Annotated in this window: 20 protein-coding genes; 7 read left to right on the top strand and 13 right to left on the bottom strand. The window is 73.3% G+C overall.

Translation table 11 applies throughout. From position 1 onward, the window contains the following. Nucleotides 1-108: 108 nt before the first annotated feature. A complete protein-coding gene (locus tag ACZ3IG_RS10355; protein WP_467431642.1) occupies nucleotides 109-681 on the bottom strand; it encodes a DUF3017 domain-containing protein in 573 nt (190 codons plus the stop codon). Nucleotides 682-721: 40 nt separating this feature from the next. Further along, the gene (locus ACZ3IG_RS10350; protein ID WP_467430737.1) at nucleotides 722-1,579 is read right to left on the bottom strand and encodes a bifunctional methylenetetrahydrofolate dehydrogenase/methenyltetrahydrofolate cyclohydrolase; all 858 of its coding nucleotides are present in this window, start codon (nucleotides 1,577-1,579) and stop codon (nucleotides 722-724) included. Between the two features lie 290 nt (nucleotides 1,580-1,869). Here ACZ3IG_RS10350 and ACZ3IG_RS10345 point away from each other — a divergent pair, with 290 nt between their 5' ends. The 3 genes from ACZ3IG_RS10345 (at nucleotide 1,870) to ACZ3IG_RS10335 (ending at nucleotide 5,219) form a co-directional block, all read left to right on the top strand. Beyond that, on the top strand, nucleotides 1,870-2,685 hold the full coding sequence (locus ACZ3IG_RS10345; RefSeq protein ID WP_467430735.1) for an RDD family protein: 816 nt from the start codon (nucleotides 1,870-1,872) through the stop codon (nucleotides 2,683-2,685). Between the two features lie 150 nt (nucleotides 2,686-2,835). Next, the gene (locus tag ACZ3IG_RS10340) at nucleotides 2,836-3,624 is read left to right on the top strand and encodes an FHA domain-containing protein (RefSeq protein WP_467430734.1); all 789 of its coding nucleotides are present in this window, start codon (nucleotides 2,836-2,838) and stop codon (nucleotides 3,622-3,624) included. Continuing rightward, nucleotides 3,621-5,219, top strand: coding sequence for a serine/threonine protein kinase (locus tag ACZ3IG_RS10335; RefSeq protein ID WP_467430733.1), 1,599 nt, complete (start codon nucleotides 3,621-3,623; stop codon nucleotides 5,217-5,219). Before ACZ3IG_RS10340 ends, ACZ3IG_RS10335 begins: the two co-directional genes overlap by 4 nt. 118 nt (nucleotides 5,220-5,337) lie before the next feature. On the opposite strand, the gene purH is transcribed toward ACZ3IG_RS10335, so the two are convergent. Together purH and purN are read right to left on the bottom strand one after the other, a co-directional pair. Further along, entirely contained in the window at nucleotides 5,338-6,900 is a 1,563-nt protein-coding gene (purH, locus tag ACZ3IG_RS10330) for a bifunctional phosphoribosylaminoimidazolecarboxamide formyltransferase/IMP cyclohydrolase (protein ID WP_467430732.1), read from the bottom strand. Beyond that, nucleotides 6,897-7,535: a phosphoribosylglycinamide formyltransferase gene (gene purN / locus ACZ3IG_RS10325; RefSeq protein ID WP_467430731.1), complete on the bottom strand. Its 639-nt coding sequence runs from the start codon at nucleotides 7,533-7,535 to the stop codon at nucleotides 6,897-6,899. The genes purH and purN overlap by 4 nt, the downstream gene beginning before the upstream one ends. A gap of 277 nt (nucleotides 7,536-7,812) precedes the next feature. Between purN and ACZ3IG_RS10320 the strand changes: the two genes are divergently transcribed. Continuing rightward, nucleotides 7,813-8,655 carry a hypothetical protein gene (locus ACZ3IG_RS10320; protein ID WP_467430730.1) on the top strand — a complete coding sequence of 281 codons (843 nt, stop codon included), beginning with the start codon at nucleotides 7,813-7,815 and terminating at the stop codon, nucleotides 8,653-8,655. An 84-nt stretch (nucleotides 8,656-8,739) separates the two neighbouring features. On the opposite strand, the gene ACZ3IG_RS10315 is transcribed toward ACZ3IG_RS10320, so the two are convergent. Next, nucleotides 8,740-10,425 (bottom strand): cell division protein PerM, encoded by a 1,686-nt coding sequence (locus ACZ3IG_RS10315; RefSeq protein ID WP_467430728.1) that lies wholly within the window; start codon nucleotides 10,423-10,425, stop codon nucleotides 8,740-8,742. A 96-nt stretch (nucleotides 10,426-10,521) separates the two neighbouring features. Here ACZ3IG_RS10315 and ACZ3IG_RS10310 point away from each other — a divergent pair, with 96 nt between their 5' ends. Next, entirely contained in the window at nucleotides 10,522-11,871 is a 1,350-nt protein-coding gene (locus ACZ3IG_RS10310) for a helix-turn-helix domain-containing protein (protein ID WP_467430727.1), read from the top strand. Nucleotides 11,872-11,964: 93 nt separating this feature from the next. On the opposite strand, the gene sucD is transcribed toward ACZ3IG_RS10310, so the two are convergent. From sucD to ACZ3IG_RS10275, 7 genes are all read right to left on the bottom strand, one after another. After that, the gene (sucD, locus tag ACZ3IG_RS10305) at nucleotides 11,965-12,849 is read right to left on the bottom strand and encodes a succinate--CoA ligase subunit alpha (protein ID WP_403533145.1); all 885 of its coding nucleotides are present in this window, start codon (nucleotides 12,847-12,849) and stop codon (nucleotides 11,965-11,967) included. Between the two features lie 28 nt (nucleotides 12,850-12,877). Then, nucleotides 12,878-14,059: an ADP-forming succinate--CoA ligase subunit beta gene (gene sucC / locus ACZ3IG_RS10300; RefSeq protein WP_467430725.1), complete on the bottom strand. Its 1,182-nt coding sequence runs from the start codon at nucleotides 14,057-14,059 to the stop codon at nucleotides 12,878-12,880. Between the two features lie 771 nt (nucleotides 14,060-14,830). Then, entirely contained in the window at nucleotides 14,831-15,553 is a 723-nt protein-coding gene (locus ACZ3IG_RS10295; protein ID WP_467430724.1) for a hypothetical protein, read from the bottom strand. 842 nt (nucleotides 15,554-16,395) lie between these two features. Further along, nucleotides 16,396-17,571, bottom strand: a complete 1,176-nt coding sequence (locus tag ACZ3IG_RS10290) for a VWA domain-containing protein (protein ID WP_467430723.1) — start codon at nucleotides 17,569-17,571, stop codon at nucleotides 16,396-16,398. After that, nucleotides 17,568-20,282 (bottom strand): DUF5682 family protein, encoded by a 2,715-nt coding sequence (locus ACZ3IG_RS10285; RefSeq protein WP_467430721.1) that lies wholly within the window; start codon nucleotides 20,280-20,282, stop codon nucleotides 17,568-17,570. Before ACZ3IG_RS10285 ends, ACZ3IG_RS10290 begins: the two co-directional genes overlap by 4 nt. Further along, nucleotides 20,269-20,460: a hypothetical protein gene (locus tag ACZ3IG_RS10280; RefSeq protein WP_467430719.1), complete on the bottom strand. Its 192-nt coding sequence runs from the start codon at nucleotides 20,458-20,460 to the stop codon at nucleotides 20,269-20,271. Before ACZ3IG_RS10280 ends, ACZ3IG_RS10285 begins: the two co-directional genes overlap by 14 nt. Continuing rightward, nucleotides 20,457-21,641: an ATP-binding protein gene (locus ACZ3IG_RS10275; protein WP_467430717.1), complete on the bottom strand. Its 1,185-nt coding sequence runs from the start codon at nucleotides 21,639-21,641 to the stop codon at nucleotides 20,457-20,459. Before ACZ3IG_RS10275 ends, ACZ3IG_RS10280 begins: the two co-directional genes overlap by 4 nt. Nucleotides 21,642-21,774: 133 nt before the next feature. Here ACZ3IG_RS10275 and ACZ3IG_RS10270 point away from each other — a divergent pair, with 133 nt between their 5' ends. Together ACZ3IG_RS10270 and ACZ3IG_RS10265 are read left to right on the top strand one after the other, a co-directional pair. Further along, entirely contained in the window at nucleotides 21,775-23,136 is a 1,362-nt protein-coding gene (locus ACZ3IG_RS10270) for an SWIM zinc finger family protein (protein ID WP_467430714.1), read from the top strand. 159 nt (nucleotides 23,137-23,295) lie between these two features. Then, nucleotides 23,296-24,948, top strand: a complete 1,653-nt coding sequence (locus tag ACZ3IG_RS10265) for a DUF5691 domain-containing protein (RefSeq protein ID WP_467430713.1) — start codon at nucleotides 23,296-23,298, stop codon at nucleotides 24,946-24,948. 91 nt (nucleotides 24,949-25,039) lie between these two features. Here the strand turns inward: ACZ3IG_RS10265 and ACZ3IG_RS10260 are convergent, their stop codons facing one another. Beyond that, nucleotides 25,040-25,456, bottom strand: coding sequence for a cobalamin B12-binding domain-containing protein (locus ACZ3IG_RS10260; RefSeq protein ID WP_467431640.1), 417 nt, complete (start codon nucleotides 25,454-25,456; stop codon nucleotides 25,040-25,042). Nucleotides 25,457-25,803: the final 347 nt, after the last annotated feature.

Raw genomic sequence — 25,803 nt, 5'->3', positions numbered from 1 at the left:
CGGACAGCGAACGGCGGCCCGTCCTCACGCCGGGGGGCGAGGGGACGGGCCGCCGTTCCGTGACAGCCGTTCCGTGACAGCCGTTCGTGACGCGGGCAGGCGCGCGTGTTATCCGTTGCTCACCGTGAAGTGGAGCGTGTCCTTCAGGAACGGGATCTCCAGCCACGGCTTCGGCTGCGCCATCAACGCCAGCAGCACGATGGCGAGGCCCAGGAAGCCGTACGTGGCGATGTCCGTGAAGCGCGACCGTACGGCGAGCATGCCGACGTCGGGCAGGAACCAGCGCAGCGCGGCGCCGCCCAGCAGCGCGAGGCCGATGAGCAGCGTCCCGTACCGGAACACGTCCAGCGCGGTCAGCAGCAGGCCGAGCCCGACCAGTCCCGTCACGGTGAGCACCGGCCACTGCCGGGCGGGCGCCGGGGCGTCACCGGGGGCGGCCCGGCCGCCGCCCTCGGGACGCGCGGTGTCCCTGGTGAACAGGGGGAAGCGGCGGGTGACGCGGCGTGGGCGGCCCTGGGCGTCGGGGGCGCTGACGGGGTCCCGCACGGTGAGCTCGTCGGCGCCGTCACCGAAGCCGTTCCCACGGGCGCCGGCGTCACCGGCGCCGGCACCGTTCTGACGGGCGTCAGCGTCACCGGCCGCGCCCTCGGTCGCCTTCCGCGCCACTCCGGCCTCCGTCACCGCGTCCGCGCCCCGTTCCTCGACCGTGTCCGCGGCCTTCTCATCGGCCGGCACTGCGCTCCGCCGCCTCGACCACGTTGACCAGCAGCTGGGCCCGGGTCATCGGGCCGACGCCGCCGGGGTTGGGGGAGATCCAGGCGGCGACCTCGGCGACGTCCGGGTGGACATCGCCGACGATCTTGCCCTCGGCGTTGCGCGAGACACCGACGTCCAGGACGGCGGCGCCCGGCTTGACGTCCTCGCCCCGGACCAGGTGCGGAGAGCCGGCCGCGGCGACGATGATGTCCGCGCGCCTGAGGTGGGCGGCCAGGTCGCGCGTCCCCGTGTGGCACTGGGTCACGGTCGCGTTCTCGCTGCGCCGGGTGAGCAGCAGCGGCATCGGCCGGCCGATGGTGACCCCGCGGCCGACGACCACGACCTCGGCGCCCTTGATCTCCACGCCGTGGCGGCGCAGCAGGGTGAGGATGCCGTTGGGGGTGCAGGGCAGCGGCGCCGGCTCGTTGAGGACGAGGCGGCCGAGGTTCATCGGGTGCAGGCCGTCCGCGTCCTTCTCCGGGTCCATCAGCTCCAGGATGCGGTTCTCGTCGATGCCCTTGGGCAGCGGCAGCTGGACGATGTAGCCGGTGCAGGCCGGGTCCTCGTTCAGCTCGCGGACGACCGCCTCGATCTCCTCCTGCGTCGCGGTCGCGGGCAGCTCACGCTGAATGGAGGCGATGCCGACCTGGGCGCAGTCCCGGTGCTTGCCGGCGACGTACTTCTGGCTGCCGGGGTCCTCCCCGACGAGGATCGTGCCGAGCCCCGGCGTGACCCCCTTCTCCTTCAGGGCCGCCACGCGGGCGGTCAGTTCGGACTTGATCGCGGCTGCGGTGGCCTTGCCATCGAGAATCTGGGCGGTCATGCCTCCATCCTCGCGGATGACCGCCCTCCTGTTCCAATCCGGCCACCATCGGGCCACCGTCCCTGGGCAGCCCCGGACGGCAACAGACGGCTTGTCCCGCCGTGTCCGTCCTTGATCAGGGATGTTGCACTTGCACAACAGTGCGGCGATCGGCTGGACAAGGGCTCGACCCGCCGACGACGATGAACGGCGCAGTACCGCGGTCAAGCTCGGGGGGCGAACCGCTCACGTCCTGACGTTCCTCCGCGGCGTCCGCACCGTCCCCGCTTGCGCAACGGAGGAAATCCGCCATGAGTTTCGGCTCGCCCAACAATCCGTACGGTCAGCCGCAGAACCCCCCGCCCGGGTACGGCGCTCCCCAGGACGGCCAGCCCGGTCAGCCGGGGCAGCCGGGGCAGCCGGGGCAGCCGGGGCAGCCGGGTTACGGCGCGCCGCAGGAACAGCCGGGCCAGCCGGGCTACGGCGCGCCGCAGGAACAGCCGGGCCAGCCAGGTCAGCCGGGCTACGGCTACCCCCAGTACCCCCAGCAGGGCCAGGCCGGCTACGGCTACCCGCAGGCGCCGGGCGTCCCGCCGCAGCAGGGGTACGGCTACCCGCAGCAGGGCGGTTACCCGGGCGGACCGCGCGTCGCCTCCATGGGCCGCCGCTTCAGCGCCCGCCTGATCGACAGCGTGGCCTTCCTCATCATCTACGCCGTGCTCGCCTTCATCGGCGTGGCCGGCTCGGTCGACGCGATGCAGGACTGCGACCCGGCCTCCGTCAACTACGACAGCTGCATGAACGACGCCGGCTCGGACTTCCTGAGCTCGTTCGGCGCGATCTTCGGCGTGTTCCTGCTGATCGGCGTGCTCTACGAGTGGCTGATGACCGGCCTGGTGGGCGCCACCCTCGGCAAGCTCTGCGTCGGCATCCGCGTGGTGAAGGTCGACACCGGCCAGAAGCCGGGCCTGGGGTCGTCGTTCATCCGCTACATCATCCCGGTGGTCGGCGGCTTCGCCTGCGGTATCGGCCAGCTGCTCGTCTACCTGTCCCCGTTCTGGGACAAGTCCGGCCGCCAGCAGGGCTGGCACGACAAGGCCGCCGGCACGATGGTCATCCAGAACTGACATCCGTCAGAACGGACATCCGTACCCGTCCGGGGTCCCGTTCTCGCCATTCAACCGTGAGGGCCGTGTTCCACCCTTTCGAGGGGGACACGGCCCTCTCGTGTCCCCCTAGGCTGGCCGAGGCAGCCGTCAGGCACGGGGAGACGCACCTTGTACAGCATCATCGTGGTACCTCCGCCGACCACGGAGGACGGACGGGGACCGGCCGGCCCCGTCGACCGCGCCCAGGTCCGGCTCGCTCCCGGCGAGCGGCTCGCCTTCGGGCGGGCGGTGGGCGCGGACGGCCTGCTCATCCCGCACGACGGGGTGTCCCGCAGAGCCGGTGAGATCACCGCCCAGGGCGCCTTCTGGACCCTGAGCAACCTCTCCGCCCACCAGACGTACGTGGTGGAGAACCCGGAGGGCGCGGGCGAGCACATCAAGGTGGCGCCGGGCCGGCTGGACGCGCCGGTGCCGTTCGAGTTCTCGCGGATCGTGCTGCCCGCGGCGGGCGACCTGCTCCCCGTGGAGGTGTGGGCGCCGCGCCACGACTACCTGCGCGCCGAGGACGGACACGACTGCCCGCGCGCCGACGACGGAACCGACGGCGAACCGACCGCGCCCGCCTTCTCCGTGGACCGCACCAAGCGGTACTTCGCGGTCCTGGCCGCGCTGTGCGAGCCGCGCCTGCGGGGCGCGCCGCACGCCCCGCTGCCCACCGTCGACCAGGTCGTGGAGCGGCTGCGCCCCGCCTGGCCGGCCGCGTCCCGCACCTCCGTGCAGTGGAACATCGACTACCTGGCCGTCAAGCTCCGCCTCAAGCCCGGCCCGGAGACGGCCGAGCCGGGTACGCGGCTCAACGGCAAGAAGGAGTCGCTGGTGTCGCTGGCGCTCCGCTTCGACCTGGTCCGCGAGGACGACCTGCTGGTCCTCGCGCCGTCCCGACGGGTGCCGCGGTGACCGAGCCGTACGCCGTGCCGGTGCCCCGGGGGTACCGGGTGGGCGGCTGGGAGGTGCGCGAGCCGATCGCGACCGGCGCCTTCGGCAGCGTGTACGCGGCCCGCCGGGCCGACGCCGGCGAGGGCGGGCCGGACGCCCCGGACTCGGTCGCCCTGAAGTTCCTGCCCACCGGCACGGGGACGCCCCGCCAACTCGCCCACCTGCGCGAACTGATCGACCGTGAGGTGCGGTTGCTCGGCCGGCTGCGGCGGCCCCGGCTGGTGCGGATGTACGAGACCCTCACCGTGGACGACCCCGGCGCGCCCCGCCTCGACGGCGCCACCGTCCTCGTACTGGAACGGGCCGAGGGCTCGCTGTCCGGCCTGCTGGCCGCCACCCCGCGCCCGCCGTCCGGTCCCGTCCTGCTCGCCCAGGTCTGCGAGGGCCTGGCCCAGCTGCACCGGGCGGGCTGGGTGCACGGCGACCTGAAGCCGGGCAACGTGCTGCTGATGGCGGACGGTTCGGTGCGCCTGGCCGACTTCAACATGGCCGCGGAGCTGGAGGGCACCCACGCCTACACGCCCGCCTTCTCCACCCCGGACTACACCCCGCCCGAGCTGCTGTGGTCCGAGGTCGGGGAGCGGGGCCGGCAGACCCGCCCGTCCGCCGACGTCTGGGCCTTCGGGGTCCTCGCCCACCTGGTGCTCACCGGCTCCTTCCCGCTGCCCGGCGGCACCCCGACGGCCCGCCGCGACGCCGCCGTCGCCTACGCCCGCGGCAGCGACGAGCTGCGCCTGTCGCCCGCGCTGCCCGACGCGTGGCGGGAGATCGTCCGCGCCTGTCTGACCCGTACGCACGCCGACCGCGTCGGCACCGAGGCGCTGCTGCGCCGGGTCTCGGACGCCACGGCCACGGCACCGGCCGGCCGGCGCTTCCCCTGGCCGCCTCGCCCGTCCGCCCGCCGGGACGTGCCCGGACGACGCCGCCGGCGCGGCCTCGCCGCCGCGGCCGCCACGGCGGCCGTCGCGGCGCTGGCGTACGGCGTCGCCGGCCTGACGGCCGCCGGGCCGGACCGGCGGGACGGGAGCGGCACGGGAACGGCCGGCGCCCCGGCCGTCGCCGCCGCCTCCTACGGCGCCGCCGAGCTGCGCACCGACCGGGGCGTCCCGTCCGCCTACCGGCTGCTGATCGTGGAGACGGCCCACGACTGCGCGGACGAGCACGTCACCCCGGCGCTGATCGCCGCCATGCTGAAGGTGGAGAGCGACTTCGACCCGGACCTGGCCGACCACGCACTCGACGAGTACGGCATCGCCCGGTGGACGCCGAAGGTGCTGCGCTGGTGGATGAACGACGACGGCACCCCCGCCGAGACGGTGCCCGAGCCGCCGTTCCCGCCGGCCGAGTCCATCCCGGCGATGGGCCGCTACCTGTGCTGGATCGCCCCCCGCCTGGCCGACGACCTGCCCGGCGACCGCCGCGTCCTGATCGCCGCCGCCTACCGGACGTCGTACGGCACGGTGAACGACGCGGCCGGTGTTCCCCCGAAGTACCGCGACTACGCCGACCGCGTCGCTCACTACCTCAAGGAATACACGCCTCCGGGCCGGACGTGACCCTGAGACTTCTCAGGGCGCCGAGCTGTACGCCGACGGCGGTGAGACGCGGCTATGAGTCCGGCGGTACGGGGATGAGGTCGTCGCCCCCGTACCGCCGTCGGTCACGCCGGTGGAATCAGTGGAAGAAGTGCCGCGTGCCGGTGAAGTACATGGTCACGCCGGCCTTCTTCGCGGCCTCGACCACCAGCTCGTCCCGGACCGAGCCGCCCGGCTGGACGACCGCCTTCACACCGGCCTCGGTGAGGATCTCCAGGCCGTCGGGGAAGGGGAAGAACGCGTCGGAGGCGGCGTACGCCCCCCGCGCGCGCTCGGCGCCCGCCCGCTCCACGGCGAGCTTCGCGGAGTCGACCCGGTTGACCTGGCCCATGCCGACGCCGACCGAGGCGCCGTCCTTGGCGAGCAGGATGGCGTTGGACTTGACCGCCCGGCACGCCTTCCAGGCGAAGGCCAGCTCGGCCAGCTCCGCCTCCGGCAGGGCCTCACCGGTGGCGAGGGTCCAGGTGGCCGGGTCGTCGCCCTCGGCCTGGAGCCGGTCGGTGACCTGGAGCAGGGCACCGCCGTCGATCGGCTTGACCTCGACCGGGTGGGCCGGGGTCTCGGGGCAGCGCAGTACCCGGATGTTCTTCTTCTTGGTGAGGGCTTCGAGGGCGCCGTCCTCGTAGTCCGGCGCGACGATGACCTCGGTGAAGATCTCCGCGACCTGCTCGGCCATCTCCCTGGAGACGGGCCGGTTGACGGCGATGACCCCGCCGAAGGCCGACAGCGGGTCGCAGGCGTGCGCCTTGCGGTGCGCCTCGGCGACGTCGGCGGCGACCGCGATGCCGCACGGGTTGGCGTGCTTGATGATCGCGACGCAGGGCTCGGCGTGGTCGTACGCGGCACGGCGGGCGGCGTCCGTGTCCGTGTAGTTGTTGTACGACATCTCCTTTCCGTGCAGCTGCTCGGCCTCGGCGAGACCGCCGGTGCCCGAGGTGTAGAGGGCGGCCGGCTGGTGCGGGTTCTCGCCGTAGCGCAGGGTGTGCGAGCGCTCCAGGCTGGTGGCGAGGAACTCGGGGAACTGCGAGTCGTCGGCCGGGGCGTAGGACGAGGCGAACCAGGAGGAGACCGCGATGTCGTACTCGGCGGTGTGCCGGAACGCCTCGGCGGCCAGCCGCTTGCGGGTGGCCAGGTCGAAGCCGCCGTCCCGCACGGCCGACAGGACGTCGGCGTAGCGCCCGGGGCTGGTGACCACGGCGACCGAGGGGTGGTTCTTGGCGGCGGCGCGGACCATCGAGGGGCCGCCGATGTCGATCTGCTCGACGCACTCGTCGGGGCCGGCGCCCGAGGCGACGGTCTCGCGGAACGGGTAGAGGTTGACCACGACCAGGTCGAACGGGGTCACGCCCAGCTCGTCGAGCTGCTGCCGGTGGCTCTCCAGGCGCAGGTCGGCGAGGATGCCGGCGTGCACCTTGGGGTGCAGGGTCTTGACCCGGCCGTCCAGGCACTCGGGGAAGCCGGTGAGCTCCTCGACCTTGGTGACCGGGACCCCGGCGGCGGCGATCCGGCCGGCCGTGGAGCCGGTGGAGACGAGTTCGACGCCCGCCTCGTGCAGGCCGCGGGCGAGGTCCTCAAGACCGGTCTTGTCGTAGACGCTGACCAGTGCGCGGCGGATGGCCCGCTTGTTGCTCTCGGCGGTCACGGGATAACTACCTTTCGTCCCTCGATCGAACAGCCGTTGCGGGCGATCCGCCCCACGACGTCGACGAGCAGCTTTCGTTCGACTTCCTTGATGCGCTCGTGCAGCGCGCTCTCGTCGTCCTCGTCCCGGATCTCCACCACGCCCTGCGCGATGATCGGCCCGGTGTCGACGCCGTCGTCGACGAAGTGGACGGTGCAGCCGGTGACCTTCGCGCCGTACGCGAGCGCGTCGCGCACGCCGTGGGTGCCCGGGAAGCTGGGCAGGAGGGCGGGGTGGGTGTTGATCAGGCGCCCGCCGAACCGTGCGAGGAACTCCTTGCCCACGATCTTCATGAACCCGGCCGAGATGACGAGGTCGGGCTCGTACGCGGCGACGGCCTCGGCGAGCGCGACGTCCCACTCCTCGCGGGTGGCGTGGTCCCCGACCTTCGTGACGAAGGTCGGCAGCCCGGCGCGCTCGGCGCGCGCGAGCCCCTCGATGCCGTCGCGGTCGGCGCCCACGGCCACGACCTCGGCGCCGTAGGCCGCGGTGCCGGTGGCGTCGATCTCGTCGAGGAGCGCCTGGAGGTTGGTGCCGGATCCGGAGACCAGGACGACGAGGCGTGCGACGCCCTCGGCCACGGGCTTGGCGGCCACGATGGGGCCCTTTCTCGGGGAAACGGGTGCGTACGGGCGGCTCGCACGACCGCGTTTGTGCGGTCATACGAATGCTTCACGCCCCCGGATACGGGGAAGCCTACGAAGCAGCCGACCGGCAGCAACGATACCGGCACTCCGGGCGGCCCCCTCGGGACGGGGGCGTGGCCGGAAGGTAGCGTCGGGTCGAGGGCGCGCCGGGAACGCTGTCCGCGCACCGCGCGTTCACCACTCGTACCCGCCCGATCCGCACAGCCAAGGGGAAGACGCTCACTTGATGCCGGACCGCAGCCCGCGACTGCTCACGCTCCCCCAGCAGTCGGCGCAGGGAAGGGAGCACAGCGCCGTCGTGCTGCTGCGGGAGCGCCCGTCCTCGCCGCCCGACGCGCCGGGCGGCCACGGGTCCGGCGAGGGGCGGGGCGAGAGCCGGAAGGATTCCCGGGACGGTGCCCGGCAGGGGCGCCGGGAGGGCGCCCAGCAGGACGACAACCCCTTCGCCCCGCCGCCCGAGGGCTCCCCGGACCAGCCCTGGCAGCCGCGGCACGGGTCCGGCGGCGACGGCTCGCGGGGCTCCTCGGGCCGAGGTGACGGCAACCGGCCGTGGGGCGGTCGGTGGAGCGACCGGCAGCCCGGCCGTTCCCCCGGCGGCTTCGGCGACCGCCCCGGCGGCCCGGGCAACGGTCCCGAGCAGCCGTCCGGCGCCCCCGGCCCGCGCTGGGACCCCACCGACCCCGCCCAGCGCCGCGCCCGGTACGCCCTGCTGAGCGGCATGTGGGCCCTGTTCTTCGCGCTGTTCAGCTGGGGGTACGTGGCGCTGCTGCTGGGTGCCCTGGCTCTGTACTGGGGCATCAGCGCCCTGCGTGCCAAGCCCCGCGCCGCCGCCGACCCGAACACCCCGGCGCCCGAGCAGCCGCCCGGCCGCCCGCAGACCACCGCCGCGGTCAGCGGCCTGGTCACGGCGTCGCTGGGCATCCTGCTGGTCGCCGCGTCCTTCGCCGCGCAGCTCGTCTACAGCGACTACTACACCTGCCAGAGCGACGCCCTCACCAACGAGGCCAGGCAGTCGTGCAGCCGGCATCTGCCGGAGGAGCTGCGGGGGGTGCTGGGGACGGAGGGCTGAGGGCGAAGGGCTGAGGGCGGAGGATCGAGGGCGGAGGATCGAGGGCCGGGGGCGGAGGGCTGAGCCGTCGGTGGGCGTCGTCAGTCACCGCCGTCGGCCTCGCCCTCCCCGCCATTGCTGCCGTACCTGCCATCCCTGCCATCCCCGCCATCCCCGCCATCTCCGGCGTACGGCCCGAGCGGCACGGCGTCCTCGTCGCACCACTGCCCCGCGGCCTCCCGCCCCGGCCTTCGTCCGCCCGCGCCGCCTCCCGAACGGCGACGGCAACGGCAACGGCAACGGCCAAGACCTCCGCCGGCGCCCGCCCGCGGCGGCGACCCGCCGCAGCAAGACCCGTGCGGCCAGGGCCGTCGGCACGGCCACCGGCCAGATCCACGCCAGCGCCGCGCCCCCGGCCTGCCACCACACCGGTCCGAAGCGGGCGAGGGCCCCGTTGCCGAGCGGTCCCCCGGCCAGCGCGGCGAGCAACGCGACCAGGAGCGCGCAGAGCAGTGCCGCGAGGGACGCGGCGACGGCCGTACGTCCGCTCGACCAGGGGTCGGCACGGCCCTCACCGCCCGCCGGGCCGCCCGAAGCCGCAGAGGTCACCGAAGCCGCAGAGGTCACCGTGGCCGATGAGGTCATCGTGGGGACCGGGGCGCGGGCGGGCGCGACGGCCGACCGGGCGGTGCACCACCCCACCGTCGCCCCGGCAGCCAGCGGCACCACGCCCACCGCCCAGTGCAGCGGCGTGCCCGGACCGGCGTCCGGCACCGCCGCCAGCAGCGGCAACGGCGGCAGCAGCGCGGCGGGGGCCGAGACGGACGGGCCGACGGCATGACCGGTGCCGAGCGCGAAGCCCGGACCGAGGGAGTACGCCGCCGCCCAGACGGCCGCGTTCGGCACCAGCGCGAGACACAGCAGCACGACGGAGAGCAGCCCCACCCACCCGTCGGCCAGCAGCAGGAGCGCCCCTCGGACCGCACCGCCGTGCCCCACCAGCGACACCAGGAACAGCAGGGCCCCGCCGCCGACGAGCACCGCCGCCCCGGCGCCCGCCGCCCGTGCCGAGGCCCCCACCCGCGCGTCCGGTTCCACGATCAGTTCGCGCGGGGTCCGGGGCAGCAGCCGCAGCGTCCGGCCCACCGGGCCGCCCGGTCGGCCGAACGCCGACCACGTTCCCGTGCCCGCCGCGGCCATGACCACCAGCGGCAGCCAGACCACCACCCCCGCCCAGGAAGGCCGCAGCACACCGCCGTCCGCGCTGTCCGCGTGCAGCGTCACCGGCAGGGCGACGGCCAGGTAGCCGAGGACCACGCCCGCCCAGGCGTTGCGCGCGGAGACCGGCGGTGGCCCCGAGAAGTCCCGGACGTGGACCCCCGGCCCCGCCCCCACGGTCACGCCCGCGCCGTCCCCGGGGTCGGTCACGTCCCGGGCGGCGCGGTGCAGCAGCCAGACGGGCAACAGGGTGAGGAGCAGCGGGGTGATCCCGACGGGCGCGGGGGTGCCGGAGAGAGTGTCGGTGCGGACCAGTTCGACACCGTGGGCGAGCAGCCACAGGGTCGCGGCGGCGTGCAGGGCGCCGCCGGCCCCGCTGTCGGGGTACGGCGAGCTGATCCACAGCACCGTCACGAGGACGGCGAGGGAGGCGAGTCCAAGGCCGGCCGCGACCGCTCCGCCCAGCAGACCGGCGGCGAGGCCCGGCGAACGGTCACGCCAGCGGACGTGCCAGCGGGCGAGCAGGACGAACAGCAACGGTCGGCGAACGGTCGTGGGGATCACGCCGGTCATGCTCCCAACGACACGCGCCTTCCCGTCGTAACAGGCGAAGCTCCGCTGTGTCGCTCAATATATGTTTATGTACTTTTTCGCACGGAGGGGCGCCTGGTGACGGAGAGTCCTGCCATTCCGCTTCCCCCTCCCAAGGCACGCCGACGCCTGCGGGAGGCCGCCTCGCTGACACAGGCTCAGCTGGCGGCACGAGTGGGTGTCACCCGCGAGACGGTACGCGCGTGGGAGACGGGCCGCATGACTCCGCGCGGCCGGAAACGGGAGACCTACGCGAAACTGCTGGCCAGGCTGGCCCAGGAGACACAGCAGACCGGCGAGACGCTCGTGTGGTCACCACCTGAGCAGCCCACGACCACCGCACTCACCGCTCACACCGCTCACACCGCTCCCGCGAAGCCGGAACGGGAACAGGCACGGGAGCAGAGGCCGAAGGCGGAGGTTGAGACGGAGGCGGAGGCGGAGGCGGAGGCGGAGGCGGAGGCGGAGGCGGAGGCGGAGGCGGAGACCGAGACTGCTACCGCTACTGCTACTGCTACTGCGACCGAGATGGCTCCGGAGCCGGAGCCGCACCCGGAGCCGCAACCAGGCCCGGAGCCGGCCCCAGCGCCACAAGGTGAGCCGCCGCACGAGCCGGTCCCGAGCCCGCCCGCCCTGACACCCGCTCAGGCGTTCGACGCGCTGTACGCGTTCTGCGCCCCCGCCCTCGTACGGCAGGCGTACCTGCTCACCGGCCGGCGCGAACTGGCGCGTGAGTCGGTCGAGCGGGCCTTCCAACTCGCCTGGGAGCGCTGGCCCGAGGTGGCCCGCGACCGGGACCCGGCGGGCTGGGTGCGGGCGGCGGCGTACGAGGCCGCCCTCTCCCCCTGGCACCGGTTCCGGCTGCGCCCCCGGCGCTCCGAGCCGCCCGCCGCCGACGCCGACGGCCGCGTCCTGCTGGACGCCCTGCTGAAACTCCCGCCCTCCCGCCGCCGCACCCTCGTCCTCTACGACGGTGTCGGCCTCGGCCTGCCGGAGACGGCGGCCGAGACGGAGGCGACCACCCCGGCGGCGGCGAACCGTCTGCTGAGCGCCCGTGAGGCCGTCGCCGCCCGGCTGCCGGAACTGGCCGACCCGGCCGAACTGCACCGCCGGCTCGCCGAGCTGGCGTCCACCGCGCGGCTGCGGGCGGCCGACGCTCCGGCCGTACGGACGGGCAGTGAACGCCGGGCCAGGTTCTGGACCAGGGCCGCGATCGCCTTCACTGCGGCCCTGATCGGCACGACGGCGCTGACCCTGCGGACGGCTCCGACGCAGTACGAGCCGCCGGTGCCCGTGGGAGAGGCGGTACGGGGCGTGCCGGCCCGGGTGGCACCGGGGGCGCTGTCGGACGAGGAGCTGTCCCTGCGGAACAAGTTGCGGCAGGAGTTGCAGGACGGGCCGGAGCGGCTGGTTCCGCAGGTGCGCTGAGACACGCCCCCGGAACTCCCCGGTACGCGGAAGGGCCCGCACCCCGGGGAGTTCCGGGGGCGCGGGCCCTTCCATGTCCTGCGGTGCGGAGGGTCAGCCGGCGAGGATCTCGCGCGCCAGCTTCGCCGTCTCGGTCGGGGTCTTGCCGACCTTGACGCCCGCGGCCTCCAGGGCCTCCTTCTTCGCCTGGGCGGTGCCGGACGAACCGGAGACGATGGCGCCGGCGTGGCCCATCGTCTTGCCCTCGGGCGCGGTGAAGCCCGCGACGTAGCCGACGACCGGCTTGGTCACGTTGGCCTTGATGAAGTCCGCGGCCCGCTCCTCGGCGTCGCCGCCGATCTCGCCGATCATGACGATCAGGTCGGTCTCGGGGTCGTCCTGGAACGCCTTGAGCGCGTCGATGTGCGTGGTGCCGATGATCGGGTCGCCACCGATGCCGACGGCGGTGGAGAAGCCGATGTCACGCAGCTCGTACATCATCTGGTACGTCAGCGTGCCGGACTTCGACACCAGGCCGATGCGGCCCGGCTTGGTGATGTCGCCCGGGATGATGCCGACGTTGGACTGGCCCGGGGTGATGATGCCGGGGCAGTTCGGGCCGATGATGCGGGTCTTGTTGCCCTTCTTGCCGGCGTACGCCCAGAACGACGCCGAGTCGTGCACGGCGATGCCCTCGGTGATGACGACGGCCAGCGGGATCTCGGCGTCGATGGCCTCGACGACGGCGTCCTTGGTGAACTTCTCCGGCACGAAGATGACGGACACGTTCGCGCCGGTCTTCTCGATGGCCTCCTTGACGGTGCCGAAGACCGGTACCTCGGTGCCGTCGAAGTCCACGGACTGACCCGCCTTGCGCGGGTTCACGCCGCCCACGACGTTGGTGCCGTCGCCGAGCATGAGCTTGGTGTGCTTCATGCCGGTGGCGCCGGTCATGCCCTGGACGATGACCTTGCTGTCCTTGTTGAGCCAGATAGCCATGGTGTGTTGGTGTCCTCGTCCTGAGTGCTTACTTGGCGGCGGCGTGAGCCAGCTCGGCGGCCTTGTCGGCGGCGCCGTCCATCGTGTCGACGCGCTGCACCAGCGGGTGGTTGGCGTCGGTGAGGATCTTGCGGCCCAGCTCGGCGTTGTTGCCGTCGAGGCGGACGACCAGCGGCTTCTCGACCTTCTCGCCGCGGTCCTCCAGGAGCTTCAGCGCCTGGACGATGCCGTTGGCGACCTCGTCGCAGGCGGTGATGCCGCCGAAGACGTTGACGAAGACGGAACGGACGTCCGGGTCGCCGAGGATGATCTCCAGGCCGTTCGCCATGACCTGGGCGGAGGCGCCGCCACCGATGTCCAGGAAGTTGGCGGGCTTGACGTTGCCGTGCTTCTCACCGGCGTACGCGACGACGTCCAGGGTGCTCATGACGAGACCCGCGCCGTTGCCGATGATGCCGACCTCACCGTCGAGCTTGACGTAGTTGAGGTTCTTCTCCTTGGCGGCGGCTTCCAGCGGGTTGGCCGCGGCCTTGTCGTGCAGCTCGTCCCAGTCGTGACGGAACTCGGCGTTGTCGTCGAGCGACACCTTGCCGTCCAGGGCGATGACGTCACCGGAGGCGACCTTCGCGAGCGGGTTGACCTCGACCAGGAGGGCGTCCTCCTTGATGAAGGTGTCCCACAGCTTGACCAGGATGTCCGCGACCTTGTCGGCGACCTCGGCCGGGAACTTCGCGGCCTCGACGATCTCGCGCGCCTTCTCGGGGGTGACCCCCTCGTTCGCGTCGATCGGGGTCTTGGCGACGGCCTCGGGGCGGGTGGCCGCCACCTCCTCGATCTCCATGCCGCCCTCGACGGAGGCGATGGAGAGGAAGGTGCGGTTGGCACGGTCGAGGAGGAAGGAGACGTAGTACTCCTCCAGGATCTCCGGGGCCGTCTCGGCGATCATCACCTTGTGGACCGTGTGGCCCTTGATGTCCATGCCGAGGATGTCCGTCGCGCGGGCGACGGCCTCGTCCGCGTCGGCGGCGAGCTTGACGCCGCCGGCCTTGCCGCGGCCGCCGACCTTCACCTGGGCCTTGACGACGGACTTGCCACCGAGGCGCTCAGTGGCTGCGCGGGCCGCCTCAGGCGTGTCGATGACTTCACCGGCCAGCACCGGTACATCGTGCTTGGCGAAGAGGTCCCTCGCCTGGTACTCGAACAGGTCCACGCGCTTCCGTCCCTATCAGTGATCTCGCGGTTCGTTGGATGCGTGGGCGTGCCGCGAAGGGCAACGTGACGTCCGCTGTCACAGGGGAGGCGCACACGGTGTCCGAGCGCGCGGCATGTCCGTCTCGCAGGTTATCGCCGCTTGCGGACGGTCTCTAAATCTCATCTCACACCTGAGCGGTGATACCTGTCACATGATGCCTGCCTCTCTGGCACCGCGTGCCGCAGGTGAGGTGAACGGCTGGGGGCGCAGGTGGGGTGAACGGGCGAGGCGCAGGTGGGACTGCGTGGGGCTGCGTGGGCCTGCGTGGGGCCTCACCGGGCTGGGGTCGGCCCGGTGAGGCCGGTGAACACCCCTGAGCCACGGCAATGCCGGTGCTCTCGGGGCGTGGGGTGGTCGATCCCCACCCCTGGGGACCGCCACCCCGCCCGCGGTCTCCCGTACCGGACGGAACCGACGGATTTCGGCCGTCCGGCACCGGAGGCTCCGCGGCGTCGACACCCGTCCCGCTGACGCCGGGGGCCTGGGCGTCGACGTAGCCGCAGACGCGGGCCGCGGGGGCCGCAGGGGCCGCAGGACGGAAGCTGGACAGGGGCGCGGGGGTGCTGGGGCGCGGGGTGCTGGGGCGCCAGCCGCACGACGGGCACGCACGCGGCACGCCGAACCAAACGAGCTACGGCGAGCTACGGCGAGTTACGGCGATCGACGGTGTGCCGAAGTGGCGGGGTCACCGGGTCGGTCGGTCGCGTTGCTGCCGCCCCCGGACCCGGACTAGGCAGGGGAAACGGGAATGTCCCGGTACCGGTCGCGGACGTCGCCCGCGTCGGCGTACGCGACGGCGCCTGGCGCGAGTCGCAGGGGGATGCGGATGCTCAGGGCGACGGCCGACGCGTCACCGTGCCGCGGCGTGCCGTGATCAGCCGCCGACGCGTCACCCGAGGCGCCGTCCGGCCCTGCGGGCGACTCGTGAACGGGGCCGGGTACGTATCCCGCGCCCAAGGACGGACCACCGTCACCGCTCCCACCGAAGTGCGTCGCCCCACCGACGAAACGCGGTCCGTACGGACCGGCCACCACGCTCCGCGCACCGCCTTGACCTCCGGCCACCTGACCGTCGGCGCCGTGACCTCCTGCCGGGGACGTGGTCACCGATTCCGACGGCGAGGCGGATTCGTCCGGCACGGACCCGGCCCCCGCCCCGGATCCGACAGGTTCGGCCGCGGATCCGATCGGGGCGGGCAGCAGGTCCGCAGGCAGCGCGGGGGACATCGGCAACTCGGGAAGCACCGGAAGCACGGGCTCGGCCGGAGCAACGGGGGACTCGGGAAACGCGGGCCACGCGGGGAGCGTCGAGCCGCCGATCAGGTCGGACACGATGGGCAGCAGGTCCGACAGGACAGGCAGGTCCGACAGGACAGGCAGGTCCGACAGGCTCGGCAGGTCGGAAAGGATGGGCAGGTCGGAGACGACCGGCAGATCCGACAGGACCGGCAAGGTGGGCAGGGCCGGTGAGGTGGGCAGGGCCGGTGAGTCGGCCGGGGACTGCGGAGCGGGCAGACTCGGCGCCCCCTCCGAGGCACCGGACCCACCCGGCGACGGCAACTGACTCGGCGGATCGGCGGGGCCCGAAAGGTCCGGCACGCTCGGCAGATCGGGCACGCTCGGTCGGCCGGACGGGGCGTCAGGCCGACCTCCCGCCGGAGACGAGGGCAACGACGGCAACGGCGACGGCTCCAGCGAGGAGGTCCCCCGCACTGAACCGAGCCCCTCGGCCACCGCCCCCACCACGTCACCGACCGACTCCGCGCCCCGGTCCCTCACCGGCTCCGCCGCCCGACCGTTGACGAAACCTCCGGCAACACTGGCGCTACGGGCACCACTAGTACCACCGGTACCACCGGTACCACCGGTACCACCGGTACGGGCCGCCCCCGAACCGTCGGCCCCCGGCTCGACCACCCGGTCGGTCACCCCACCCACCAGCGACAACGCCCCCCGCTCGGAAGGCGACGACGTCACGCCCCCCGCGTCTTCGGCCGCCTCCGCGGGCTGTCCGAGGAGCAGCCCGAGGAGGAACACCCCTCCGACCAGCAGCACGCCGAGGAGCGCGCGCCGAACGGCAGCGTGCGGAGCGGCCGGCCAGGACAAGGAGATGCCTCCCGTGCGAGGGAACGAGGTGGGCGTCACGGGCACCTGCCGGCGTGACGCGGTACAGCGGCCCAGCGGCCCAGCAATACGGACGAGCGCATTGCGAGTCACCGCTGACAGACGCCGATACTCGCACGGATATACGGAGTCCGCGCAAGCCCTCTGTCACCGACGCACCGCCTCGGCCCTCACACCGTGTCAGGTATCGGCAGTGGCCGTTTCTCGATCGCCGCCGCCATCACGTCCGGGAACAGGTCCGGCGTGCAGGCGAAGGCCGGCGCGCCCAGCGCGGCAAGCGCCGCCGCGTGCTCCCGGTCATAGGCGGGCGCTCCCTCGTCGGACAGCGCCAGCAGCGTCACGAACTGCACCCCCGACGCCTTCATCGCCGCCACCCGCTTGAGCATCTCGTCCCGTATGCCCCCTTCATAGAGGTCGCTGATCAGCACGACGACCGTCTCCGCGGGCCGGGTGATCTGTGACTGGCAGTACGCCAGCGCCCGGTTGATGTCCGTACCGCCACCGAGCTGGGTACCGAAGAGCACGTCGACCGGGTCATCGAGCTGATCGGTGAGATCCACGACCGCCGTGTCGAAGACGACGAGCCGCGTGCTGATCGACCGCATGGACGCCAGCACCGCCCCGAACACCGACGCGTACACGACCGATGCCGCCATCGACCCGGACTGGTCGATGCAGAGGACGACCTCCTTCTTCACCGACTGGGACGCCCGCCCGTAGCCGATCAGCCGCTCCGGCACGATCGTCCGGTACTCCGGCAGATAGTGCTTGAGGTTGGCCGCGATCGTGCGGTTCCAGTCGATGTCGTGATGGCGCGGCCGGTTGATCCGGGCACTGCGGTCGAGGGCGCCGGTGAGAGTGGCCCGGGTCCGGGTGGCGAGTCGCTTCTCCAGGTCCTCGACGACCTTGCGCACCACGGCCCGTGCCGACTCTTTCGTCGTCTCCGGCATCGCCTTGTTGAGGGAGAGCAGCGTGCCGACGAGGTGCACGTCCGCCTCCACCGCTTCCAGCATCTCCGGCTCCAGCAGCAGTGTGGAGAGCCCGAGCCGGTCGATCGCGTCGCGCTGCATCACCTGGACGACGGAGGAGGGGAAGTACGTCCGTATGTCCCCCAGCCAGCGCGCCACGGACGGCGCCGACGCCCCGAGCCCGGCCGAACGCTCCCGTCCCGCCGTCTGCGGTTTGTCCCCCTTCCCGTAGAGCGAGGTGAGCGCCGCGTCCATCCCGGCGTCGCGCCCGGTGAGGGTGCATCCGGTGCCGTCGGCCGCGTCACCGCCCAGCACCAGCCGCCACCGCCGCAGCCGCTCCGCCCCCGGATCACCCAGTTCAGCCGATGAGACCGTCACGCCTCCACCCCCACAAGGTCCCTGCCGTCCCTGTCACCCTTGTCGTCCCTGCCCGGACCCTGACTCGCACCCGCACTGCCGCTCACCCACGTTTCCGACCCCGACCCCGACCCCGCCCCCGACTCCGAATCGGGACCCGGATCGTCCAGGCCCAACAACAGCCGCACCACCGGCTCCACCGCGTCGGCGCGTACGGCATCCGGCTCGGGGGCGAAGCCCGGTATGCCGGAACCGCCGATGGCCGCGCTCCCCCTCGTCCCGGGCCCGCGCCGCACCAGTTCGCCCAGCGTGCGCCGTACCCCGGGCTCGTACGCCGAGAACGTGCGGCGCAGCAACGGCAGAACGTCCGTGAACGCCTCCTCCGGTACGTCGCTCAGCCAGGCGTCGACCAGCCCCAGCAGCCGCTCGTCGTGGACGAGGAGCATGCCGCCCCCGGAGCCGCCGCCGACGAAGCCCTCGATCCAGGCGGCGGCATCCGCTGGTGGTGTCCCCGGGGAGAGCGCCAGCCCCATGAGGCGGGCAGCCTCCTCCGCCGGCAGTTCCCCGTCGTCCAGCAGGAGCCGCACGGCACGTCCTCGGATGACGCCGGGCACGGTGTCCCGCGCGGACAGCACCCGCAGCACCCGGCGCCAGCGGGCGCGCAGATCACCGTGGCCTGGCGCGGGGGCGTCCCCCAGCAAGCCCACCGCCCCGTGCACCGCGTCCACATGGCGCCGCATCTCCTCTGCCCCGTCGGCGTCCAGCGCGGCACAGGCCGGCGGCAGGCCGACGAACACCCGCTCGGCGAGGCCCGCTGCCACCCCGGCCAGGGCACCGGTGTCCGTACCACGCACATCGCCGTAGCGCAGGGTCCGGACCAGCGCCGGCAGCGCCTGGGCGAGCCGGCCGACGTCCGTGTCCAGCGCCGCCCGGTCGGCCAGGATCCGCATCACCACCGGCAGCGCGTCCGGCAGTTCGGCCAGCAGGCAGCGCTCGGCGAGGGCCGTAACGTCGGCGAGGTGCGGTGCGGCGACGGCGTCCGCCTCGGCCTTGGCGGTCGCGGCGGCGAGCACCGTGGTGCCCCACACACCGGCCTCGGCGACCCGCACCGACAGCTCCGGCTCCCAGCGCAGCCGCCAGGTCTCGCGGAACGTGCCCGTGCCCGCGCGTGACGTGGCCGGCTCGCCCCAGCCGACGCCGAGCAGTCGCAGCCGGTGCAGGAGCCTGCTGCGCTCGGTGTCGTTCTCCTTGCGCAGATCGAGCTCCAGCTCCCGCTCCAGCGCCTCCGGCTTGAGCCGCAGCCAGCGCTGTGTCCGCGTCAGGTCGCGTTGCAGCGGTACCGCCGGCGCCGCTTCGGGCACCTCCCCCAGCTCGTCCCCGACGATCAGCCGGTCGTGCACCAGGCCCAGCGGCACGTCCGAGCCCTCGCACATCACCGCGCGCACGGCGTCGGTCGTCTCGGTCAGACCGGGCAGCGGACGTCCGCGCATCACGGCGAGCGTCTCGGCCAGCCGCACCGCCTCGATGACGTGGGCCGAGGACACGATCCGGTCCTCTTCCCGCAGCAGACCCGCGACCTTGGTCAGCCACCGCTCGACGGGCCGGTCCGGCGCCGCGAACAGATGCCCGTACCAGCCCGGTGAGTCGATGCCCGCGCCGTAGCCGCTGCTCCGGGACAGCCTGCGGTGGGTCCACGGCACCCACGTCATGTCCACCTTGACCTTGGGCAGGCCCTTGAGCAGCGCCCGGTCGGCGGTGACGGTGGTCTTCCGGCGCAGCGCGGGCACGTGCCAGGCCCCGCACACCACGGCCACGCCGCCCGGGAACTCGCGCTGCGCGGCCCGGACCTGCAGCCGCATGTACGCCTCGCGAACCAGGTCCCGGCCGTGCTCGGTGTCCGCCCCCGGCGGCCCCGGCGGTCCAGGCGTTCCCGACGGGCTCGGCGAACCGGTCCCCTCCGCCCCCTCCGCCGTCTCGGTCTCCCGCAGCGCCCCCATCGCCTCCTCCAGTGCGGCGAACGGTGCGAGCGGGTCGTCCTCTCCCGTGCCCCGGTGTTCCACGACGTCCTCCCACCAGCGCTCGGGGTCGTCGTACCCGGCGGCGTCGGCGAGCACGGCGAGCGGATCGGTCCGAACGTCGATCCGTGGTTCGGTCCGAAGGCCGGTCCGCCCGGTCAACGCCTCCAAACCCGCCTGATCGGGCACATCGGACTCCGCGCGCCCGCCGAACTCACCGGAACCACTGGCTCCATTGGACCCGCCGGTCCCGCCGGACCCATCAGACCCGTCCTCGGACCCGTCGATCCCATCGGACCCGGCAGGCTCACTAGACCCACCCGGCCCGCCCGGCTCACCGGACCCACCCCTCTCCTCCGTCCGCTCCCGCATGGCCAGCGTGTGCGTGGCCGGCAGATCGAAGAAGCGGACCGGGACGTCGTGGTCCAGGGCCCAGCGGAGGGCGACCCACTCCGGCGAGAACTCGGCGAGCGGCCAGAACGCCGAGCGGCCGGGCTCGTCCACGGCGTGGGCGAGGAGGGCGACCGGCGGCCGCATCCCCTCGTCGGCGGCCAGCGGAACCAGGGCGTCGGCCTCGGGCGGTCCCTCGATCAGGACGACCCGGGGCCGGACGGCCGCCAGCGCCGCCCGCACCGCGCGAGCCGACCCCGGCCCGTGATGCCGTACGCCCAGCAGCAGCGGGCCGCCCCCGGGGACGTGGGCGTCAGTGCTCGTCACACCGTCCCCCTCCCTTGAACTCCCCCACGGATTCCCGGACTCCCGCCGACGCCCGGACGCCCGTGCAGGACCATGTCGTGTCGTCCTCGTCACCGGAGCGCCCCACCAGGGCCTGTCCGTCGTACGCCACCAGCCCCAGCCCTTCCGTCCTCCGGGACGCCCCACGGATGCCGGTCATGCGCTCACCTCCCGGCAGGCGCGGTAGAAGTCCTTCCAGCCGTCGCGCTCGCGGACGACCGTCTCCAGGTACTCCTGCCAGATGACACGGTCGGCCGCCGGGTCGCGGACCACGGCGCCGAGGATGCCGGCCGCGACGTCGCCGGAGCGCAGCACGCCGTCGCCGAAGTGCGCGGCCAGCGCGAGACCGCCGGTGACGACGGAGATCGCTTCGGCCGTGGACAGCGTGCCGCTGGGCGACTTCAGCTTGACGCGTCCGTCGGTCGTCACCCCGTCGCGCAGTTCACGGAAGACGGTGACGACGCGGCGGATCTCGTCGATGCCGTCGGGCGCGGCGGGCAGGTCGAGGGAGCGGCCGATCTGCTCGACGCGGCGCGAGACGATGTCGACCTCGGCCTCGGGGCTCTCCGGCAGCGGCAGTACGACGGTGTTGAAGCGGCGGCGCAGGGCGCTGGACAGGTCGTTGACCCCGCGGTCGCGGTCGTTGGCCGTGGCGATCAAGTTGAAGCCGCGGACCGCCTGCACCTCCTGGCCCAGCTCCGGTATCGGCAGCGTCTTCTCCGACAGGATCGTGATGAGCGTGTCCTGCACGTCGGCCGGGATACGGGTCAGTTCCTCGACCCGGGCGGTCATCCCCTCGGCCATCGCCCGCATGACCGGGCTCGGCACCAGGGCGTCCCGGCTGGGGCCGTGGGCCAGCAGCTGCGCGTAGTTCCAGCCGTACCGGATCGCCTCCTCGGGCGTGCCGGCCGTGCCCTGCACCAGCAGCGTCGAATCGCCGCTGACCGCCGCGGCCAGGTGCTCGGACACCCAGGTCTTGGCGGTACCGGGCACGCCCAGCAGGAGCAGGGCGCGGTCGGTGGCCAGCGTGGTGACGGCGACCTCGACGATGCGGCGCGGACCCACGTACTTCGGCGTGATCACTGTGCCGTCCGGCAGGGTGCCGCCGAGCAGGTACGTCGCGACGGCCCACGGCGACAGTTTCCAGCGGGCCGGGCGCGGGCGGTCGTCCTGCGCGGCGAGTGCCGCCAGTTCGCCGGCGAAGGCGTTCTCGGCGTGCGGTCGCAGGGCCTGCGCGCTCTCCCGCACTCCTGTGGATGTCTGGGTCTGCGCGTCCGTGGGCACGGGCGCGGACCCGCTCTGGCTCGGGTCGACGGACGTCGGTTCTGCGGACACAGGCATGGCTGAGTCCCCCTCCAGCTCGGCCGGTTCGGATCTGACATCAACGGTGCACCACCCCACTGACAATCGCTCTGACCTGCACAAACGCCTTCGCGAGGGGTGATTGTCAGTGGCAGGTCCTAACTTCGAGGGCATGACTCAGCAGGGGGAGCGCTGGACGGCGGACCAGGTCCTGGCACTGGCGCCTGACGCGTCGTCACGCAAGGCGGGGAGCAAACTCGGCGCGGCCGGGCCGTGGTCCGGAGCGGGATGTACCGAAGAAGGGGCGGTGTGGGGACTGTGCAAGGGCAGCGGCAGCAAGCCGTACCAGACGGTCGTCGATCTCGGGGGCGGGAGCGGGCCCGCGTACAAGTGCAGTTGCCCGAGCCGCAAGTTCCCGTGCAAACACGCGCTCGGCCTGCTGCTGCTCTGGACGGGCGGGGACGGCGCGGTTCCGTCGGCCCAGGCACCGGACTGGGCCGAGCAGTGGCTGTCGACGCGGCGGGGGAAAGCGGAGCGGAAGGGACGGGCGGAGGCCTCGGGTTCCGGCTCCGGTACCGCGTCCGTCGATCCGGACGCGGCGCGGCGCCGGGCGGAGCGCCGGTCCGAGCGGATCTCGGCGGGCGCCACGGAGCTGGAGCAGCGCCTGACGGACCTGCTGCGCGGCGGTCTGGCCGGCGCGGAGACGGCCGGGTACGAGCTGTGGGAGGAGACCGCAGCCCGCATGGTCGACGCCCAGGCTCCCGGACTGGCCGCCCGGGCGCGCGAGTTGGGTTCGATCCCGTCGTCCGGACCCGGCTGGCCGGTCCGGCTGCTGGAGGAGTGCGCCCTGCTCCACCTGCTCGACCGGGGCTGGCTGCGCCGTGACCGTCTGCCGGAGGAACTGGCGGCGACGGTCCGCTCGCGGGTGGGCCTGCCCGCCTCGCCGGACGGACCAGCCGTCCGCGACCGGTGGCTGGTCCTCGCCCAGTACGACACGACGGACGCGCGGCTGACCACGCGCCGGGTCTGGCTGTACGGGACCGAGTCGGACCGCACCGCCCTGCTCCTCTCCTACGGCGCCGCCGGCCGGGCCCCGGAGCTCGCGCTGCCGGTGGGACTGGCACTGGAGACCGAGGTGTCCCCTTATCCGGGAGCCGGCCAGTACCGGGCCTCCCTGGGCGAGCGGGTCGCCCCGCCCGCCGTGACGGAGAGACGTCCCCCGGGAGTCAGTACGTCGCGGGCCGCTGCCCGCTACGGTGAGGCCCTTCGTGACGATCCTTGGCTGGATTCCGTCCCGGTGACACTGGACGGGGTCATACCGGTCCCGGACGGCGACGGCTGGCAACTGGCGGACGCCGACGGCGACACGGCCCTGCCCCTCACACCCGCGGCTCGCAACCGCCCGGGGCTGTGGCGCCTGGTCGCGCTGTCGGGCGGCGCGCCCGTCAAGGTCTTCGGCGAGTGCGGCCACCGGGGCTTCACCCCGCTGACGGCCTGGCCGACCGGCCGGGGCCCGGCGGTGCCGCTGCACTGACCCACCCTGCCTCCTCCGGACTCCGTTGCTGCCCGAGGGATCCACTCCTCCTCGTTCCGTGGCTGTTCCCGAGAGATCCCGACTCCTTCAGATCCCCAGGAATCCGCCTCCTCAGCGTTTCAGACACCCGTCCCGACCCTCTCCAGGAAAAGGAACCGCATGTCCAGGACATCCGCGCCCGCGACCGCGCCGCCCGTCTGGGAGGAACTGGTCACCGCGGCCCTGCTCGGCACGGAACGGCGTACTCCGCCAGGCTGCGCACCCGGTCCGCACGCTCCGACGGCCCTGCTGGACGCGGCGGCCATGGAGACCGTCCGCAGGAGGGCCTCCCTGCGTCCCGCCCGGTCGGCGGAGCGTCCGGCGCCGGCCCCCGCCGATCACCGTCCGCCCCTGCCGGAGGCCGCCGCCCGCAGGCTCGCCCTGCTGCTCACGGACCGTCCCGGCACGGGCGGCGGCCGGCGCGGGTCGGCCCCGGACCTCATGGAGCTGCTGCCCCAGTGGCTGGCGGCGGCGAACGACCACGGGTACGCGGCCCCGCCGGAGGCACTGCCCGCCCTGCTGGACGCGGCACGCGGACGCACCGACCTGCGCCCGGCGGCCCTGGAATTCGCCGGGCCCCGCGCCTTGTGGCTGGCGCGGCTGAACCCGGACTGGCGGTTCGCCCTGCGCGCGGCACCGGGCGGCGACTCCGCACTGCCGCTCCCGGAGGAGACGGACCGGGTTCGCCGGCTGTGGGAAGAGGGCCTGTTCGCCGAGCGGGTCGCGCTGCTCTCGTCCCTGCGCGCCCGGCACCCCGCCGACGCCCGCGACCTGCTCGCCACCACCTGGGCGACGGAACGGGCCGAGGACCGCCTGATGTTCCTCGACTCGCTCCGCACGGGCCTCGGCCCGGACGACGAACCGTTCCTGGAGCAGGCGCTCACCGACCGCAGCCGCAACGTGCGGGCCACGGCGGCGGAGCTGCTGTCGGCGCTGCCGGGTTCGGCGCTCGCGGAGCGGATGGCCGCGAGAGCGGTGACCTGTGTGTCCATCGACCGCACACAGAGCGCCCCGACGATCGTCGTGGAGGCGCCGCACGAGTGCGACGCGGGCATGGAGCGCGACGGTGTCGTCCCCAAGCCGCCCAGCGGACGGGGCGAGCGGTCCTGGTGGCTGGGCCAGTTGCTGGAAGCGGCGCCGCTGCCGACGTGGACCCGGCGCCTGGACGGACGCACGCCCCAGGAGATCGTCGCGCTCCCGGTGGCGGACGACTGGCAGGGCGAGGTGCACGCCGCGTGGTGCCGGGCGGCCGTACGCCAGCGGGACACCGCGTGGGCACGGGCACTCCTCGGCTCGCCCACGGCGCCCGAGGCCGGAGGGCCGGGCGCGGTGTCCCTGGCCGAGCGGGCCAAGCTGCTCGGTGTCCTGGCCGCCGCCGAACGGGCCGAGTGGGTCGCCGGGTTCATCGCCACGCACGGTCTGTCCGAGGCGTTCCAGCTCCTCGGGGTGTGCGCGGTGCCGTGGGCCGCGCCGCTGGGACGGGCGGTGGTCGACGCCCTCAACATCGCTCGGGACGCCGGGAATTACCCCTGGAGCTTCAGCGGGGTCATGGGCCTGGCCGAACGGTGTCTCGACCCCTCCGAGGCGGACCGTTTCGACGGGCTGTCGGCGATACCGGACGAGCCGGAGGACGCGTCACCAGGGGCCGGCGGGTACTGGGCGGAGGCGTTCCAGCGCCTGGTCACCACGTTGCGGCTGCGCGCGACGATGGCGGAGGAACTGGAGCCGGGCCCGGCCCTCACGGACGTTCCCCGAGCCCAGAGGCCACACTGACGTGGGGCCGCCCCGCCGTACCGCGCCCGTTCCGTCCCCTGCGCCCCTGCCCCTGCCTCTGCCCCTGCCCATCCATTCCGCTCCCTGACCCTCATGCCCCCGCGGGCTGCCGCACGTTCTCCCGCACCCATTCCACGATCGATGTCGTGGTCGCGCCAGGGGTGAAGATCGCCGCGACGCCCTTCTCCTTCAACGGCGGGATGTCGGCCTCCGGAATGATCCCGCCCCCGAAGACCAGGATGTCCGCCGCGTCCCGCTCCTCAAGAAGGTCGATCACGGCGGCGAAGAGCGTGTTGTGCGCGCCCGAGAGGATGGACAGGCCGATCGCGTCGGCGTCCTCCTGAATCGCGGTGTCGACGATCTGCTCGGGGGTCTGATGGAGCCCGGTATAGATGACCTCCATTCCCGCGTCGCGCAGCGCCCGCGCGATCACCTTGGCCCCTCGGTCATGTCCGTCGAGCCCCGGTTTGGCCACCACCACTCGGATCGGTCCGGCTGCCACGCCCATCACTGCCTCCATGACATGAAGCGACCTCTGATGAAGTGAACGAACGTTATCTCCAGCATCCCGCAACCGGCAGTTTCGCGGTGGACACCGAGGGGGAAATCACACAGAAGAACATATTGACCGCGCAGCGTTCCGACCATCAGCGGGACCGCGCAAGGAGAGCCGCGCCCGACACGGACGCACCGGGCAGCACAGCACACGCGCAGCGAACACGGGGACACGCACAGCACGGGGACAGTACGCGGGCCGCACGCGGGATACCCGCTCACCGCACGCACACCCTCCGGCGTACCACCACACACCACCACACACCACCGGCAGACCGCCGGCACACCACCGACGCATCG

Source organism: Streptomyces sp. NPDC016677, assembly GCF_055562815.1.
Note: the sequence above shows the minus strand (reverse complement) of the source record. Positions and strands in the feature narration are given on the sequence as shown.

Excerpts from the sequence above, each read along its gene's own strand:
- sucD (WP_403533145.1), bottom strand. The coding sequence starts at position 12,849 with ATGGCTATCTGGCTCAACAAGGACAGCAAGGTCATCGTCCAGGGCATG.
- ACZ3IG_RS10350 (WP_467430737.1), bottom strand. The coding sequence starts at position 1,579 with ATGACCGCCCAGATTCTCGATGGCAAGGCCACCGCAGCCGCGATCAAG.
- ACZ3IG_RS10320 (WP_467430730.1), top strand. The coding sequence starts at position 7,813 with ATGCCGGACCGCAGCCCGCGACTGCTCACGCTCCCCCAGCAGTCGGCG.
- ACZ3IG_RS10315 (WP_467430728.1), bottom strand. The coding sequence starts at position 10,425 with ATGACCGGCGTGATCCCCACGACCGTTCGCCGACCGTTGCTGTTCGTC.
- ACZ3IG_RS10345 (WP_467430735.1), top strand. The coding sequence starts at position 1,870 with ATGAGTTTCGGCTCGCCCAACAATCCGTACGGTCAGCCGCAGAACCCC.
- ACZ3IG_RS10265 (WP_467430713.1), top strand. The coding sequence starts at position 23,296 with ATGTCCAGGACATCCGCGCCCGCGACCGCGCCGCCCGTCTGGGAGGAA.
- ACZ3IG_RS10260 (WP_467431640.1), bottom strand. The coding sequence starts at position 25,456 with ATGGGCGTGGCAGCCGGACCGATCCGAGTGGTGGTGGCCAAACCGGGG.
- ACZ3IG_RS10270 (WP_467430714.1), top strand. The coding sequence starts at position 21,775 with ATGACTCAGCAGGGGGAGCGCTGGACGGCGGACCAGGTCCTGGCACTG.
- ACZ3IG_RS10275 (WP_467430717.1), bottom strand. The coding sequence starts at position 21,641 with ATGCCTGTGTCCGCAGAACCGACGTCCGTCGACCCGAGCCAGAGCGGG.
- ACZ3IG_RS10280 (WP_467430719.1), bottom strand. The coding sequence starts at position 20,460 with ATGACCGGCATCCGTGGGGCGTCCCGGAGGACGGAAGGGCTGGGGCTG.